Annotated in this window: 12 protein-coding genes; 8 read left to right on the top strand and 4 right to left on the bottom strand. The window is 47.2% G+C overall.

From position 1 onward, the window contains the following. Positions 1–16: 16 nt before the first annotated feature. Complete coding sequence (locus GCE9029_RS04365; RefSeq protein ID WP_062661197.1) at positions 17–1,243, bottom strand: EAL domain-containing response regulator; 1,227 nt, start codon at positions 1,241–1,243, stop codon at positions 17–19. Between the two features lie 299 nt (positions 1,244–1,542). Between GCE9029_RS04365 and GCE9029_RS04370 the strand changes: the two genes are divergently transcribed. Continuing rightward, complete coding sequence (locus GCE9029_RS04370; RefSeq protein WP_062661198.1) at positions 1,543–2,433, top strand: DMT family transporter; 891 nt, start codon at positions 1,543–1,545, stop codon at positions 2,431–2,433. A gap of 40 nt (positions 2,434–2,473) precedes the next feature. Here GCE9029_RS04370 and GCE9029_RS04375 read toward each other — a convergent pair whose 3' ends face one another. Beyond that, the gene (locus GCE9029_RS04375) at positions 2,474–2,965 is read right to left on the bottom strand and encodes a MarR family winged helix-turn-helix transcriptional regulator (RefSeq protein WP_002540528.1); all 492 of its coding nucleotides are present in this window, start codon (positions 2,963–2,965) and stop codon (positions 2,474–2,476) included. Between the two features lie 458 nt (positions 2,966–3,423). Between GCE9029_RS04375 and GCE9029_RS04380 the strand changes: the two genes are divergently transcribed. From GCE9029_RS04380 to mepK, 6 genes are all read left to right on the top strand, one after another. Further along, positions 3,424–4,680 carry an imelysin family protein gene (locus GCE9029_RS04380; protein ID WP_062661199.1) on the top strand — a complete coding sequence of 419 codons (1,257 nt, stop codon included), beginning with the start codon at positions 3,424–3,426 and terminating at the stop codon, positions 4,678–4,680. A 349-nt stretch (positions 4,681–5,029) separates the two neighbouring features. Then, positions 5,030–6,406 carry a di-heme oxidoreductase family protein gene (locus tag GCE9029_RS04385; RefSeq protein ID WP_062661200.1) on the top strand — a complete coding sequence of 459 codons (1,377 nt, stop codon included), beginning with the start codon at positions 5,030–5,032 and terminating at the stop codon, positions 6,404–6,406. 11 nt (positions 6,407–6,417) lie between these two features. Then, positions 6,418–7,431 (top strand): imelysin family protein, encoded by a 1,014-nt coding sequence (locus GCE9029_RS04390; RefSeq protein ID WP_062661201.1) that lies wholly within the window; start codon positions 6,418–6,420, stop codon positions 7,429–7,431. 3 nt (positions 7,432–7,434) lie between these two features. Beyond that, entirely contained in the window at positions 7,435–8,523 is a 1,089-nt protein-coding gene (locus GCE9029_RS04395) for a DUF1513 domain-containing protein (RefSeq protein ID WP_062661202.1), read from the top strand. A 101-nt stretch (positions 8,524–8,624) separates the two neighbouring features. Beyond that, positions 8,625–10,262 (top strand): L,D-transpeptidase family protein, encoded by a 1,638-nt coding sequence (locus GCE9029_RS04400; RefSeq protein WP_062661203.1) that lies wholly within the window; start codon positions 8,625–8,627, stop codon positions 10,260–10,262. 288 nt (positions 10,263–10,550) lie between these two features. Further along, positions 10,551–11,105, top strand: coding sequence for a peptidoglycan L,D-endopeptidase MepK (mepK, locus tag GCE9029_RS04405; protein WP_062661204.1), 555 nt, complete (start codon positions 10,551–10,553; stop codon positions 11,103–11,105). A 45-nt stretch (positions 11,106–11,150) separates the two neighbouring features. Here mepK and olsF read toward each other — a convergent pair whose 3' ends face one another. Both olsF and GCE9029_RS04415 read right to left on the bottom strand, forming a co-directional pair. Beyond that, positions 11,151–12,887: a bifunctional ornithine lipid synthase OlsF gene (gene olsF, locus GCE9029_RS04410; RefSeq protein ID WP_062661205.1), complete on the bottom strand. Its 1,737-nt coding sequence runs from the start codon at positions 12,885–12,887 to the stop codon at positions 11,151–11,153. A gap of 36 nt (positions 12,888–12,923) precedes the next feature. Further along, the gene (locus tag GCE9029_RS04415) at positions 12,924–13,748 is read right to left on the bottom strand and encodes a UDP-2,3-diacylglucosamine diphosphatase (RefSeq protein ID WP_062661206.1); all 825 of its coding nucleotides are present in this window, start codon (positions 13,746–13,748) and stop codon (positions 12,924–12,926) included. Positions 13,749–14,027: 279 nt separating this feature from the next. On the opposite strand from GCE9029_RS04415, the gene GCE9029_RS04420 reads away from it, so the two are divergent. Next, positions 14,028–14,681: an MBL fold metallo-hydrolase gene (locus GCE9029_RS04420; protein ID WP_062661207.1), complete on the top strand. Its 654-nt coding sequence runs from the start codon at positions 14,028–14,030 to the stop codon at positions 14,679–14,681. The last annotated feature ends 2 nt before the right edge of the window (positions 14,682–14,683 follow it).

A 14,683-nucleotide genomic window follows, 5' to 3' on the forward strand; every position in this document is an offset into this window, starting at 1 on the left:
ACAATCATTTCGGGCGTCAGCGACCGGTTCCTTCAGAACTGATGCTGGCGCCAACACCTTTCAGCCAGCTGCTATACCAACTTTGCAACGATTCAATCGGTCTTGGACGGCAAATTAAAAATCCTTGTAACAAGATGCCGGGATAGCGTGTAGAAAGGTATTCCAACTCTTCAAAGTGCTCGATACCTTCTGCCACCAAATCAACGTTGAATTTATCGGTGATCTCCGAGAGCGACTGCACAATCACCTGACTGAACTGGTCATGATGAATTTGACTGATCAAGGTGCGGTCAATTTTTACTTCAGTGAAGGGCAGGCTCCGAAGCTGCTGCAGATTGGTAAAGCCAGTACCAAAGTCATCCAACGACAGACCGTACCCACGAATTCTCAGCCTGTTTAGAGATTCCATCTGCTCAGCGGATTTCAGTGCATATTCCTCGGTTATTTCCAATACAACGCGGGATTTGTCGATGTTCCGGGTTTTGAAGAGCGCTTCCAATCGGTTAGGTATTTCCAAATCTGCCAACTGTTGTGGTGAGAGGTTGAGACTGATTTTAACTTTGTCACCAAAGATGTTTGAAAGCGCTTCCATGTCGACGGCGGTTGTTTCAGCCAACTGCATAGTCAGCAAGTCCATCAAATCGTATTGAATGGCGGTAGGGATGAATCGACCAGGAAGAATCGCATCAGCCTCACCGGGTTTTCGAATACGTGCCAGCACCTCAAGACTTTCAACACGATTGTTGTCTGGATTTAACTTGGGCTGGTAATAGGGGACAACCTGATGATGAACGATGCAGGTGATCAGTTCCTCTTTGGTCATTTTCTTGAACTTGAGGAATTTGCGCTCTTCGAACTGGTCCATTCGGTCAAGAATGAGTTGCAGCGCATCTTTGTTGATGGGTTTTGCAATGTTACCCAGCAAACATACTTGTTGCTGTCGGGCAACCTCGGCAGCGAGCTCTATGATCCTCACATCGAGATCAGAAATGATGCAGATACCGCCCCCAAAGTGCATTTTGCCGAGCTCTCTGATCACGCCCATTCCATCAATGTCAGGCATATTGAGGTCAGTCAGAACAACATCGTATTTGGTGGGCGAGCGATGCAGTTCCTCTAGGGCAGCGTGAGGGTCGTTAAATGTTTTTACATCATTAATGCCGATGTCTGATAAAAGAGACTTCACCATCAATAAGATGGCGTCAGAATCGTCGACGACGAGAATCCTTCTTGTCACTGGCATTTGTCCACTCTCAATGTATCTGTCTCACATATAAAACTAGATGCTTAGTGTTAGATTTCAACAGTGCTTGAATGTATATGTGGTGCTGCTTTAGCAATATCTAATGCAAAAGATCTTTGGTTTGATGCAGTTACAGTTGCTTGGCTCACAAAAAGTCCCTATAAAAAATATGACTTTGTGATGATTCCGTAGAGAGTACCGTATCTGGCCAGTGTTTTAGGGAGATTCAGTTAAATTAGCAATATGGTTTTAATGCGCCTTTATCTTTGGAAAAAAGGCAAAGAGAGTCAGGGAAAAACATGGAAATGAAGAAACTGGATGTCATGGAGTTGATGTTACTCGCCGCGTTATGGGGAGGCTCATTCATTCTGATCCGCTACGCTGTGCCGGACTTTGGTCCCTTCGCACTCATTCTCGTCAGGGTGGGCCTTGGCGCTTTATTCTTGATCCCGTTGATGCACATAAAAGGGCAAACAGCCGCATTTCGCGACCACTGGTTTCATGCCTGTATTGTTGGACTTTTCAGTTCAGCGTTTCCGTTCCTTTTGTTTGCTTACGCCATGGTTAGCGTTACCGGGAGTTTTGCGTCTATTGTGAATGCTGGCACGCCAATTTGGGGCGCCATTATTGCTTATCTCTGGCTCGGTGAATCCCTCAATCGCAACCGAACTTTTGGTCTTTTACTTGGCGTAGCGGGTGTTGTGATTCTGGTGTGGGGTAAGCTTGATTTTGGAGATCAAGGTCTGGGGTGGCCGGTCTTAGCGGTACTAGGCGCAACTTTGATGTATGGCATCTCTGCGAGTTATACAAAGCGATTCCTTACAGGGGTTCCACCATTAGTGACTGCAACCGGAAGTCAGGTGGGGTCAACGGTGGTTCTGTTGCCACTGGGTATTCTCTTTTGGCCAGAGACACCTCCGGATAACGCGGCTTGGATCGCTGCTGCCATCCTGGGTATTGCGTCTACCGGCTTTGCTTACATCCTATTTTTTAGGTTGATTAGCAGGGTAGGACCAACCAATACGATTGCAGTCACTTTCCTTATACCGCTCTTTGCGGCGGTTTGGGGTGTTGCCTTCCTTGGGGAAGTCATCACACCAAGAATGTTGGCGGGGGGATTAACGATCTTTGCCGGTACGGCTCTTACGACGGGAATAGTGAGTTTCGGACAAAGGGAAAAGCGCGCATAAAAAAAGAGCCCGAATGGGCTCTTTTTGATCCTGCTTTTCATCACTCAGAACGCACAGGCTCTGCCGATGTAAGAGGTGTCACTTCCAAAAGCGGTGCCGCATCAATGTTGTCAGCGTTCATCATTGATGAGATGCGCTGAACAGAAGAGATCAGCAGGGACTGTTCCCACTCTTCGAGAGACTGGAAGCGGGAAATAAAGCTTTCCTGCAAAGGCTTTGGTGCTTGCTCCAGCGCTTTTACACCTTCAGGTGTTAAATGGGCATGAACTTTACGCTTATCCAGATTACTTCTCACACGCACAATGAGGTTACGATTCGCCAGGCGATCAAGAATTGTGGTCGCTGTTGCTTGACTCATGTTGGTGTGGTTGGAAAGCTGACGAATGGTAACTTCGCCCAGTTCCTGAATTGCACGCATCAGAACCAACTGGGGCCCCGTCAAACCTGCTTCTTTATTCAGTTTTCTAGAATGCAGATCGATAGCGCGGATGATTTGTCGCAGTGCAACCAGAACCTCTTCGTGCTTCTCCATAGAAGCCTCTCCTTTAGACAGCAGGATGTTAAAAATCGCGGGAATTATCGGTATAAAAGATCAAGATTTAAAGACCTTTTACACAGGAATATTGCTGATAGGGCAATAAGCGTAAAAGACGGAGACTTTCATCACTGATTCACAGCAAAACGTGCCCCGTTGTTGAAGGAAAAATCCCAGCGATTATCGGATATTAACTTGTATTCATCACTTTAACTTTAGGTCAACCTTACACCCAAGGCTCAATCTGTCTCAAGCGATGTGACACGAACCTTCTCCCGAACCTCTCATTCATCCTTGAAATAAAATGAAAGTCCCAAAACTTCAACGGATGATCATGTTTAGTTAATCTAAATGATAAAAACTATCAATATCATTTGAATTTACTCGAATGTGAATGTAATAATTGTTGCCGATCGCAACAATTTGTTACAACCACACGCATTCAAGGAATGATTATGAAGCGCTCCACTTTGGCTATTGCCAGCTCTATTTGGGTTCTTTCTTCTTTTTCAACCACTGCAATGGCAGCAACACCGGACGAAGTCGTTAACCACTACGCAAATCTGGCCCATGCTGTTTACAGTGATGCGCAACAATCAGCGGTGAAATTGGATTCCGCGATTGAGGCCCTCATCAAATCCCCGTCTCAAGCGAACCTGGATGCTGCAAAAGCGGCTTGGGTTGCTGCACGCGTACCTTATCAACAATCTGAAGTATTCCGTTTTGGTAACGCTATTGTGGACGACTGGGAAGGTCAGCTAAATGCTTGGCCACTGGATGAAGGCCTAATCGACTATGTAGCAACGGATTATCAATACGAGCTTGGTAATGGTGGTGCAGTTGCGAACATCGTGTCTAACACTAGCATTCAGGTGGGTAGCGAGAAGCTGGATGTAACCACTATTACTCCTGAGTTATTGGCTTCTTTGAATGAAATTGGTGGGTCCGAAGCGAATGTGGCGACAGGTTATCACGCTATTGAATTCTTGCTTTGGGGTCAGGATTTGAATGGTACTCAATCTGGTGCAGGTGAGCGTCCTTACACTGATTTTGCCTTTGGCGAAGAATGTACCAACAACAATTGTGACCGCCGACGTGAGTACCTGAAAGCAGCTTCTGATTTGCTCATCGAAGATTTAACTTGGATGGAAAAGCAATGGTCTGCGAACGAGTCAGGTAACTACCGCGAAGCCCTTTTGAAAGAAGACACCACAAACGGTCTGCGTAAGATGCTGTTTGGCATGGGCTCACTTTCACTCGGTGAGTTGGCAGGCGAGCGTATGAAAGTCGCTTTAGAGGCGAATTCGACGGAAGACGAGCATGATTGTTTTTCTGACAATACGCACAACTCCCACTACTACAACGAGCAAGGTATCTACAACGTACTGACTGGCTCTTATCAGCGTATTGATGGTTCTGAACTGACTGGCCCATCACTGCTGGATATGGTGAAGAAGAACAACGATAAAGCGGCTGCACAAATCAAAGCAGATTTCGATTCTGCCCGCACTGCCGTTTACCAACTCGTAGAATCTGCTGAGAAAGACAATGTGCATTTTGATCAGCTTATTGCGTCCGACAACGCTGATGGTAACAAGTTGGTGAACAATGCCATTTCGGCATTGGTTCAACAAACCCGCAGTATTGAAACGGTCGCTGCGGAGTTAGGTATTTCCAATCTGAACCCTGACAGCGCTGATCATCAGTTCTGAGTTTGATTCTTATGTTTTATCAAGCCTCCCTGGGTTTTAGGCCTTAGGGTCTGTTGACCTTTGGTGGTTAAGTTTTGTTCTAGCCCTAAGCGTTTTAGGCGCGGCGAGGTGTGTGCCGCCTAGTCATTCTAAGCAAATACACCTCAACAAAGCATAAAACGCTTAGAGCAGAACCCTTCGGGCAGCGTTTGTGGGGAATTTCTGCTGCGTTATCGGCTTCTCATGTAGGCTAGCTACACCTCGAAGCCTCTGCCTTGCATAAAACCCCCACAAACTGCTGCAAAAATCATCACCAAAGGTCAACAGACCCTATAGAGGCTTCTGTCGTTTAGCTGGTTTCAATGTTGTTATGAAATATATTCCTTTCGCTTTTGCTGTAATTGCCTGTTCTGCCAACGCCTCTGCTATCAAATCCGGTGGAGATACCACGACCAACAAGCAGGGTGTCAATGCCTTCTCACAACCTGCCACCAATCTTCCTATGATTGAGCGCATCGACTTTAGCGTCGGTAACAGCTTTTTCAGAAACCCTTGGGTGAGTGCGCCTGCTTCGACGGATGCAAGGGATGGACTGGGCCCGCTGTTCAACACTAATGGTTGCCAGAACTGCCATATCAAAGATGGGCGTGGTCATTTACCTAAACCGGGCGATGACAACGCCGTTTCTATGCTTATCCGACTTAGTATCCCTGCAATGACAGATGAGCAGAAAAAAGCGCTAATCATGTCAGGTAACATTCCTGACCCGGTTTATGGCGGCCAACTCCAAGACTTCGCACTTCCGGGGGAGAAGCCAGAAGGTCAGATTGCCCTGAGTTTCGAGAAACACAATGAAACGTTCAAAGACGGTTATTCGGTAGAGCTTCGAAAACCAGTCATCACTATCGAAGATCTCAATTACGGAGACATGCACCCTCAGATAGAGAAATCTGTTCGTATCGCGCCACCTATGATTGGTCTTGGTTTGCTTGAGTCTGTCACTGAGCAAACGATGAAGGGTATTGCTGAAGCGCAAATCAAAGAGGGCAAAGGCGTATCAGGGCGTCCAAATGAAGTGTGGGATGTTTTGCAGGAAAAAACCGTCGTTGGACGCTTTGGGTGGAAAGCCGGCCAACCCACACTGATGCAGCAAAACGCTGCTGCATTTAATGGCGATCTTGGCTTAACCAGTGCTTTGTTCCCAGCAGAGAACTGCACTTCAGCCCAAACACTCTGTGAACGGCTGCCAAATGGCGGTAGCCCTGAAGTAACAGAAAAGGTGCTTAATTTCGTTGAATTCTATTCCCAGCATCTGGCAGTACCTATGCGTCGAAACCTCGACGATCCTAAAGTGCAACTGGGGGAGAGGCTCTTCACAGATGCAGGCTGTGAAAGTTGCCATCAATCAACGCTTCAAACCGGAGAGCGCACTGATAGGCCAGCCCTGAGCAATCAAACCATTCATCCTTATACGGATTTGCTGCTTCATGACATGGGCGAAGGATTGGCAGACAACCGCGGTGAATTCATTGCTAACGGGCAGGAATGGCGAACCGCGCCATTGTGGGGCTTGGGCTACACCGAAGAAGTGAATGGACATACCGAGTACCTGCATGATGGTCGAGCAAGAAACTTAATGGAAGCGGTTCTGTGGCATGGCGGCGAAGCCGAGAACAGTAAACAAAACGTGCTGGGATTCGATAAAACCCAGCGAGAAGCCCTTATTGCGTTCCTGAATTCGTTGTAGGAGTGGTAGCCATGTTTATTCAATCACCAATGAAAACACTAACGCTTTGCGTGACGCTGTCACTATTGTCGGGTTGTTTCAGTGAAGCAGCAGTGAAAGAGAGTGAGCTGGTAATGTGGGAGATGCAAAAGCAATCCACTAAGCGATTTCTCGATGCTGCACGAGCGTTGGAAGGAAGTGTTAGTGAGCTCTGCGAAGCGCCTTCTGAAGAAAACCTGAACCAAGCCCAGAGTAGGTGGATCGAAACCATGAGCGCTTGGCAGCCTTTTGTGGGAGGAAATTCTGGCAACGAAGCGGCGATGTCGATCAGTTGGAACATCCAGTTTTATCCTGACAAGAAAAACACTACGGGTCGCCAGTTGACCCAGCTTTTGAAGACAGATGCGGTTCCAACTGCTGAAGAACTGGCTCAGCAAAGTGTTGCTGTGCAAGGGCTTGGTGCGATTGAATGGTTGCTGTTTGATAGTGCGGAGGTCGAATCCATGGATATGCGCTGTCCTCTTACGCTGTCGGTAGTCAGTCGTACTGTGAAGTCAGCGGAGGAGCTGGACAGCGCGTGGCAGGTCAACCCTTGGAATGACGTTACCGGGAAGCAGCTGGAGGCGGAAACCCTTCGCGGGGTGACCTCTCAACTCGATGCAATTTCAAAGACCTTATCATTACCAATGGGCAAGCCGGGTTTCCCCAAGCCTTATCAGGCTCAGGCTTGGCGTTCTGGCCAATCGGGTGCTTTTTTGAAGGCTGGATTGAAGTCTTTGCAACATCGTTACAAATCCACTCTTCAACCGATGTTGGTTGAAAAAGGACATACCGAACTTGCTAACCGTTTGGATTTCCATTTTGAGTCGGCGGTGGAAAGCGTTCCGGAAAGCATGTCAATGGCACCGCTACTGGCTGACAAGCCGGGCTACCAGTCTTTGATGATTGTTGCTAACAATATCGATTACTTGCAAACCGCACTGAGTGATGAAGTAGGGCCAACGTTGGGTTTGGTTGTTGGGTTTAATTCAACAGATGGAGACTAAAGGGTGAGTGTGAGCCAAAAGCGTCGTCGCTTGTTGTTGTCTTCATTGGGTCTGCTTACTACAGGAGCTTTAGCTGGTGGATGGCGCGCTTATCAGAATGAAGCCGATAAAGCCAAGCCAGCATTTCTTGGCTGTGCCAAAACATCAGATGGAAGTTTCGCGGTAACGGCAGTAAACACAAATGGGGAGGTATGCTTCCAAACCTCATTACCTGGTCGGGGGCATGGTATAGCAATAAGCCATAACTGGTCGCTTGCCTATGTGTTTGCGCGGCGGCCAGGAGAGTTCATCGAAAGCGTTGATCTGGAAACGGGTACCGTCCGCAAAACGACTTCTCCTCCAGCTGGAAAGTTCTTCTACGGGCACGGTGACGTGCTTGGAAACCAACTCTTTGTCGTAGAAGGAGATATCTCAACAAGTGTGGGCAGTATTGGCGTTTATCACACCCATCGAGATGGCTCACTGACCCGTATGCGTGAAATTTCTGGCTTTGGTATCGGTCCTCATGAAATGAAGGTTATCAATGGCACCACACTGGCGGTCGCTGTTGGTGGGATCCGCACTGAAGGCAGGAAGAAATTGAACCTTGATTCGATGCAACCGTCATTGGTACTGATAGATATCGAGTCAGGACAGGTAAAAGAGAAACACACCTTAGAAGATCCAAAACTGAGTATCCGCCACCTGGCGTTGAGCCCAAAAGGTGATGTGGTGATTGCGCAGCAATATCAAGGAGACACTGAGAACATCGTTCCATTATTGGCAATAAAACAACATGGGCGTGACATTACCCCTTTAAAGGCCAGTAGAGAACAGTGGACGCGTTTTCAGCAATACATTGGCAGTGTTGCGTGTACAGAATCGCAGATCATTGCGACCTCTCCACGTGGAAATTGTTTTGGAATTTGGGACTTAGCTTCAGGCGCACTTATCGAGATGGGATCACTGGTTGATGCATCCGGTGCGGCTGCGGTGAAGGACTGCTTTGCTCTTAGTGCGGGTAGTGGGCGATTAGTCATACGTAATCATCAAAAAAGTATTGCTTTTCAGTCTTCTAGCGTAGTTTGGGATAATCATTGGGTCATGCTTTAGGATGATGCTTTTCTAACCCTTTGTTTTCCAATATTCATAAAAATTCCGCCAACGAAAATTGCGCCATTTGCCATACTATGATCTCTAACTGGAGGTAGCGCATGTTTTCTGCTCGTACGCTTATCAAGACACTGTTTGTATATATAGCTATGCCTTTGGCAGCTAACGCTTTGGAAACAGTGGAATCACCTGACGCCGCTTCTCAAGAAGCTGTGCTTTGGGTGCAGCAGGCAGAGCCAGAGCCGGGGGTTGTCACCTATTCACAAGACCTCGCTAATATTTACGAATTTTTCTCTTTCGCACCGATTTGGCACGATTACCGCGCTAAAGACGAACTTGAAACCCAAATCAACATTATTTCTCTCGCAGGGATCAGTCAGGATTTCGAGTGGCGAGCAGTGCTTTTACGTGAACTGAGGGCAAATGCAGACTGGCGAGCCTATGATGTGTTCGCCACAGACAGCTTGCTTGCACTTGTCGGTTACATTGAATCTGTTCCTGAGTTCGGAAAGAGCTGGTACTTCGGAACGGATATTGGTGAAACTTTGCCTCGTCCAACGTTAACCTTAATCAACAAGCTTAAGGTATCGGCGAGCCGAAACAACCTATACGACTTTGTGTTCAATCTGCGCCCTGATACACAGCAGTACCGTGAAATGGCAAAAGCCATTGTGGCATTGCAGGATCAGGAATCAACTTACTGGCCAAAAGTGCTGCAGACAGGTCTGATTCGCCATGGCGACAAGCTGAAGAATGCCGACAACCTCATCACTAATCTGGAGCGTCAGGGTGTGTTGAGCACTACTGAAGCGCAACGATTGAAAATAGAGCAGGTTGGCTTTTACAACGCTGTGTTGGTTGAAGCGGTTAAGCGCTTTCAAGAGCAGCACGGACTTAAGCGTGATGGTGTGATAGGAAACAAAACGCGCCGTTGGTTGAATATGTCTGTGAACACGCGGATACAAATACTGGCGCTGAACATGGAGCGCTTGCGCCTATGGCCGACAGAACGTGAGAAGATCATTCTGGTCAATATCCCAAATTACGAAATGGAACTGTGGATGGACAGCCAGCTTGTGCTCGACAGTAAAGTCGTAGTGGGTCGACCAAGTCGCAGAACGCCTCTTTTTGAATCACGCCTTGATTCTGTGGTCTTCAACCCTAGCTGGAATGTGCCTGTCAAAATCATGCGCGAGGATATTCTGCCAAAAGTGCAGCAGGACAATGAGTATCTAGATAAGCACTCTTATACGGTTCTTAGCAGCTGGGTAAATGGCTCTGTCATCTCTTCAGAAGAGATAGACTGGGAAACGGTAAGTCCGAATAACTTCCCTTACCGTTTGCAGCAATCGCCAGGTAACTTTAATGCGTTGGGACGTTATAAGTTCAATACACCAAACGGCAATGCGATTTATCTGCATGACACTCCGGCGAAAGGATTGTTTAACAAAGCGCGCCGTGCATACAGTTCAGGTTGTATCCGAGTGCAGAAAGCCGAAGTGTTGGCTGAAGTCCTGTTGAAACGCTCTGGTCTGAAATTTGGGGATTATGAATACTACCAACGTATTCCGGAGACCAAGTGGGTATCGCTGCGTAAGAAAATCCCGGTGCATACTATCTACCAAACAGCGTGGGTAAATGACGAAGGTGAAGTGCAATTCCGCGAGGATGTTTACCACTATGATACGCGCCCAAAGCGTAATTCTTCTTCGTTATCACTGACCGCTCAAAACCAGTAATACCTAACCTCATGAGCATACTTCGTGGTGGGAGTCATCGTGACCCCCACCACAATTACACACTTTTACATTCCTCTGACATTCTCAAAAACTAACTAAAAATCATCAAGAAGCGGTGCTTTTAACAGCATTTTGCTCATTTTTGAAACAAGTTGGGGTTTGATTAACGTTTTCATTGTCGATAAATTCCAACTGTTTTTAAGGGTTGCCACAGGAAAATCGCGGAATTTGGCGTAGTTAGCAACTCTGTTTGTTTATTTAGTACTTTGTGGGAAATAGTTAGTTGTTATGGATGGTTTGGATACCCAACGTCGTCGTCTAATCTTGGGCGGTGCGGCGTGTTTAGTGGCGGCAGCCTTACCTCAAACTGCACTCGCTCTGCCGTTGGCAGTTGGAAAACCACGCAATTTGGACATGCTGAGCATTAATACCGGTGAACACGCAGATGTTTGCTATTTCAACGGTAAGCAGTATGTAGACAAAGAATTGGCTGTGCTGAATCAGCTATGCCGTGATCACAGACGTAACGTTTCTACTGATATGGATCCGAAACTTTATGATCTTCTATCGACTATCTATGACTTGGTCGATGCAAGAAACCCAATCACCATGGTGTCTGGCTACCGTTCGCCTGCGACCAATGAAATGCTGCGAAAAAACGGTGGTGGTCAGGCGAAGAAGAGTTATCACACTACTGGGCAAGCTATAGATTTCTTCATCGAAGACGTGCCGTTGTCTAAGTTACGTAATGCAGCACTGGAATTGAAAGCTGGTGGTGTAGGATATTATCCGCGTAGTGGGTTTATCCATATCGATACAGGTCCGGTTAGAAGCTGGTCATAATTGTCGAAGATTTAAAAAAAGGCGCCGAGGCGCCTTTTTCAGTTCTCAAACCAGTTCAATCTCTTTTATGTGCGGGTAAATGTACCGCTGACGTTTCTTATCTTTCAGCTTGGTCATGTCCACCATCACTAGGCCGTCGATACAATCAGCAAAATCTGGGTCGATGCTGAAATCAAGAAACTGCACTCCGCCCGGCTCACACAGCTCACTGTATTGTTTATAGAGGGTTGGAATCCCCGTCCCCAAATTGTCCAACAGCATCTTGAGTGTCTTCAAATCTTTCTGATAGTCATCACCGCAGAAATGAGCGAGTAGTTCATGCTCTTTTTGGCTATCGAGATTGAAGGGACGCTTGGAGCGGGCAATGGTCTCGTTTGCGCCAAAGTAAGTGCGGTAGAAGAATATGAGCAGCTCTTTCGCAGCTTGTGGCATCGCATTACTGATGGTGACCGGACCAAAGAGATAGCGGTAATGAGGGTGCTTCGCCAGAAATGCACCAATTCCCAACCAAAGATAATCCAGACTGCGCTTGCCCCAGTATTTGGGTTGCACAAAGCTTCTACCCAATTCAAGACCCTTATTCAGCACGTCTGACATGCCGTGGCCATAGTCGAACAAAGTATGGGTGTAGACAGCCTTTAAACCATGTTGAGCGATGACGGCCTGAGTATCGCAGAAACGATATGCCCCAACGATGTCCATTACTTTTGGATCCCACAGTACCAAGTGGAAATAGTGTTGATCGTACTTGTCGATGTCTCGGCGTTGCCCTGTGCCTTCACCCACTGCACGGAAAGCCACTTCACGCAGGCGTCCAATTTCCCGCATTACATGGGATTCATCTTTATAGCGATAAAGATAGATGGACTTACCATCTGGAGTTTCACCCAGTAATTCACTCTGTTCCAGCTCACTCGCTAACTTGAGCCTGGGTTCAGGTGAAGCTATGGCTGATTCGGTAGGAAACTCTCCCGATCTACCTTTTGCGATACTGTAGAGGTGTTTCTTAAACAGCTTCACCCGAGTTTTTGAAGGTAAATTCGCGCTGGCATGGTAGCTGGAGAAAGGGATGGTTTCACCAATGGTCAGATTGATGGTGTTGTTTTCCTGACCAAACATCTCATTCACCAGCAGCAAGGTCGATAACGGTTTGTAAACCATTGACGCACCGTAGAAAACGGCAGAATTTCTACCATCAACATGAATGGGAAGAATAGGCGCTTTAGCTTTAGTCGCCATTTTCAAGAAGCCATGGTGCCAGGCGCTGTCTTTCACACCGGTAGGGCTTAAGCGGGAGACTTCACCTGCTGGGAAGATAATAAGTGCCCCTTCGTTTTGGAGCCATTCATCGATTTTGCGCAGGTTTTCTTTCGGTGTTTTACCAGACATATTGTTTACTGGCAGCAGGCAGCTATGCATAGGTTCTAACTGCATCAACAGATTGTTTGCTACCGCTTTGACGTCAGGTCGAATTTCGCGAACCAGCTTCAGTAATGCCAGTCCATCAAGCGACCCGATAGGGTGGTTAGCAATTATGACAACACGACCAGTTGAAGGAATACGCTCTCGTTCGCGGTCGCTGGTGGCATAGCTGAAATGGAAGTAATCCAGCACCTGTTCGACGAATTCAAAGCCTTTTAGGTAGGGGTATTTTTCAGCAAAATCCTGGAAGGCTTCTTCGTGCAGTAAGCGTCGGAGTGTGGAGCTGACGGGACGTGAAATCCATCGTTTGTCAGCGATGTTTGGGTAGTTTTTTGCAATAACGTCTTCAATACTAAACATGTCTGTCCTTGTTCCCCTGATTCTCAATGCGAGAACTCAGGCGGCTTCAATACTTTCTTTTTCTTCGCGCAGTTTGACTAACTCGTGATCCACAAAAGCATCAGCTTCTGCCAGCAGTGTGGCCTTTTCTGTCCAACGGATAAGTTGGATGGTTCCGTCGTGCTGTTCGAGCAGAGCGGTGCAGTTTTCAATCCAGTCTCCGTCGTTGAAATAAAAGGTACCTTCCAACTGCTTGATGTCTGGGTGATGAATATGTCCACATACAATGGCGTCTGCGCCACGGCGTCTTGCGAATTGCACGGCTGCATTTTCAAATCGCTGAATTGCCACGTTGGCGGAGTTCACTTTTGATTTGATGTAAGACGCGAGAGACCAATACTGGAATCCGGCCTTACGGCGAAGCCTTGCCCACCATCTGTTAAGGAACAACAGAAAGTCATAACCAACGTAACCCGCGATTTCCGTCAGTTTGCTGTGGCAAACTGCGTTATCGAATTCATCTCCATGCACAGCCACAATGCGTTTTCCTGTGACAGTCTCATGTTCGAATCTTGCGCGTACTTCGATGCGTCCAAAATCAAACTTGAGGTAATCACGTACAGCAGCATCATGGTTTCCGGGGATGTATATAAGGCGGGTACCATCGTGGGCACGCTTGAGCAGAAGTGATAAGACCTGACTGTGTGATTCAGGCCAATGGTGACTCGATTTCATTGAATAGAAGTCGACAATGTCACCAACAAGAACGATGGTTTCGGCGGTGTGTCGGTTTAAAAAATCGAGCAGGTATTGCGCTTTACAATCCTTGTTTCCCAGATGCAGATCTGAAATCCACACGGTACGCACTGAGATTTTGTTCATAGGCATCCATCTGATGATCAAAACAAATCAACCTTCGACGTTAAATTTAATTCGCTTAGATGAAGGGGAGTTGTCAGATGGGTGACATAGTGGTGTCAGACTGTTTTCAAACTGATGACAAAGTAAGCAGCATTCTTTCCAATTCGTTGATCGTATTGAATTTCATTTAATTACTGTTGCCGCATGCGAACAAGGATCTCTAAAGGAACGGTTCTCGTTAAAATGAGAACGCGGGCATGTTATGCTTTCGCTGATTTTTGCATTTATACGGATTTTCTTATGGCTTTGAAGTACGAAATCGTTCCTGTTACGGGGTTTCAGCAAAACTGTTCCATCATCTGGTGTGATAAAACCAACGAAGCGGCGCTGGTTGACCCAGGTGGTGACGTGTCCAAACTGGTGGCAAAGGTTAACGAGCTCGGTGTGAACGTAGTTAAAGTGCTTCTGACCCATGGCCATCTGGATCATGTTGGTGGAACTGAACAGGTCCGTGCTGCTTACAATGTACCTGTGATTGGCCCAGAAAAGCAGGACGCGTTCTGGCTGCAGGCGTTACCTGCTCAAAGCGAAATGTTTGGCTTTGCCCGTACCGAGGCGTTTGACCCAGACCAATGGCTGGAAGACGGCGATGAAGTCACACTGGGTGAAAGTGTTCTGAAAGTGATTCATACACCGGGGCATACGCCAGGTCACGTTGTGCTTTTTAGTGAAGAAGATCGTATGGCTTGGGTGGGGGATGTATTGTTCAACGGCAGTATTGGTCGTACAGACTTCCCGAAAGGTGACCATGCAACCCTGATTAGCTCAATCAAAGAGAAACTGTTCCCATTGGGCAATGACATCACTTTCGTGCCGGGTCATGGACCGACGTCGACTTTCGGCATTGAGCGTCAGCAAAACCCATATGTGGCGGACAATATGCCGATCTGGTAAGA

This window comes from Grimontia celer (genome assembly GCF_900055185.1).
In the GTDB taxonomy this organism is placed as follows: Bacteria; Pseudomonadota; Gammaproteobacteria; order Enterobacterales; family Vibrionaceae; genus Enterovibrio; species Enterovibrio celer.

Coding starts and splice junctions, on each gene's coding strand:
- GCE9029_RS04365 (WP_062661197.1), bottom strand. CDS start 1,243: ATGCCAGTGACAAGAAGGATTCTCGTCGTCGACGATTCTGACGCCATC.
- GCE9029_RS04370 (WP_062661198.1), top strand. CDS start 1,543: ATGGAAATGAAGAAACTGGATGTCATGGAGTTGATGTTACTCGCCGCG.
- GCE9029_RS04375 (WP_002540528.1), bottom strand. CDS start 2,965: ATGGAGAAGCACGAAGAGGTTCTGGTTGCACTGCGACAAATCATCCGC.
- GCE9029_RS04380 (WP_062661199.1), top strand. CDS start 3,424: ATGAAGCGCTCCACTTTGGCTATTGCCAGCTCTATTTGGGTTCTTTCT.
- GCE9029_RS04385 (WP_062661200.1), top strand. CDS start 5,030: ATGAAATATATTCCTTTCGCTTTTGCTGTAATTGCCTGTTCTGCCAAC.
- GCE9029_RS04390 (WP_062661201.1), top strand. CDS start 6,418: ATGTTTATTCAATCACCAATGAAAACACTAACGCTTTGCGTGACGCTG.
- GCE9029_RS04400 (WP_062661203.1), top strand. CDS start 8,625: ATGTTTTCTGCTCGTACGCTTATCAAGACACTGTTTGTATATATAGCT.
- mepK (WP_062661204.1), top strand. CDS start 10,551: ATGGATGGTTTGGATACCCAACGTCGTCGTCTAATCTTGGGCGGTGCG.
- olsF (WP_062661205.1), bottom strand. CDS start 12,887: ATGTTTAGTATTGAAGACGTTATTGCAAAAAACTACCCAAACATCGCT.
- GCE9029_RS04415 (WP_062661206.1), bottom strand. CDS start 13,748: ATGAACAAAATCTCAGTGCGTACCGTGTGGATTTCAGATCTGCATCTG.
- GCE9029_RS04420 (WP_062661207.1), top strand. CDS start 14,028: ATGGCTTTGAAGTACGAAATCGTTCCTGTTACGGGGTTTCAGCAAAAC.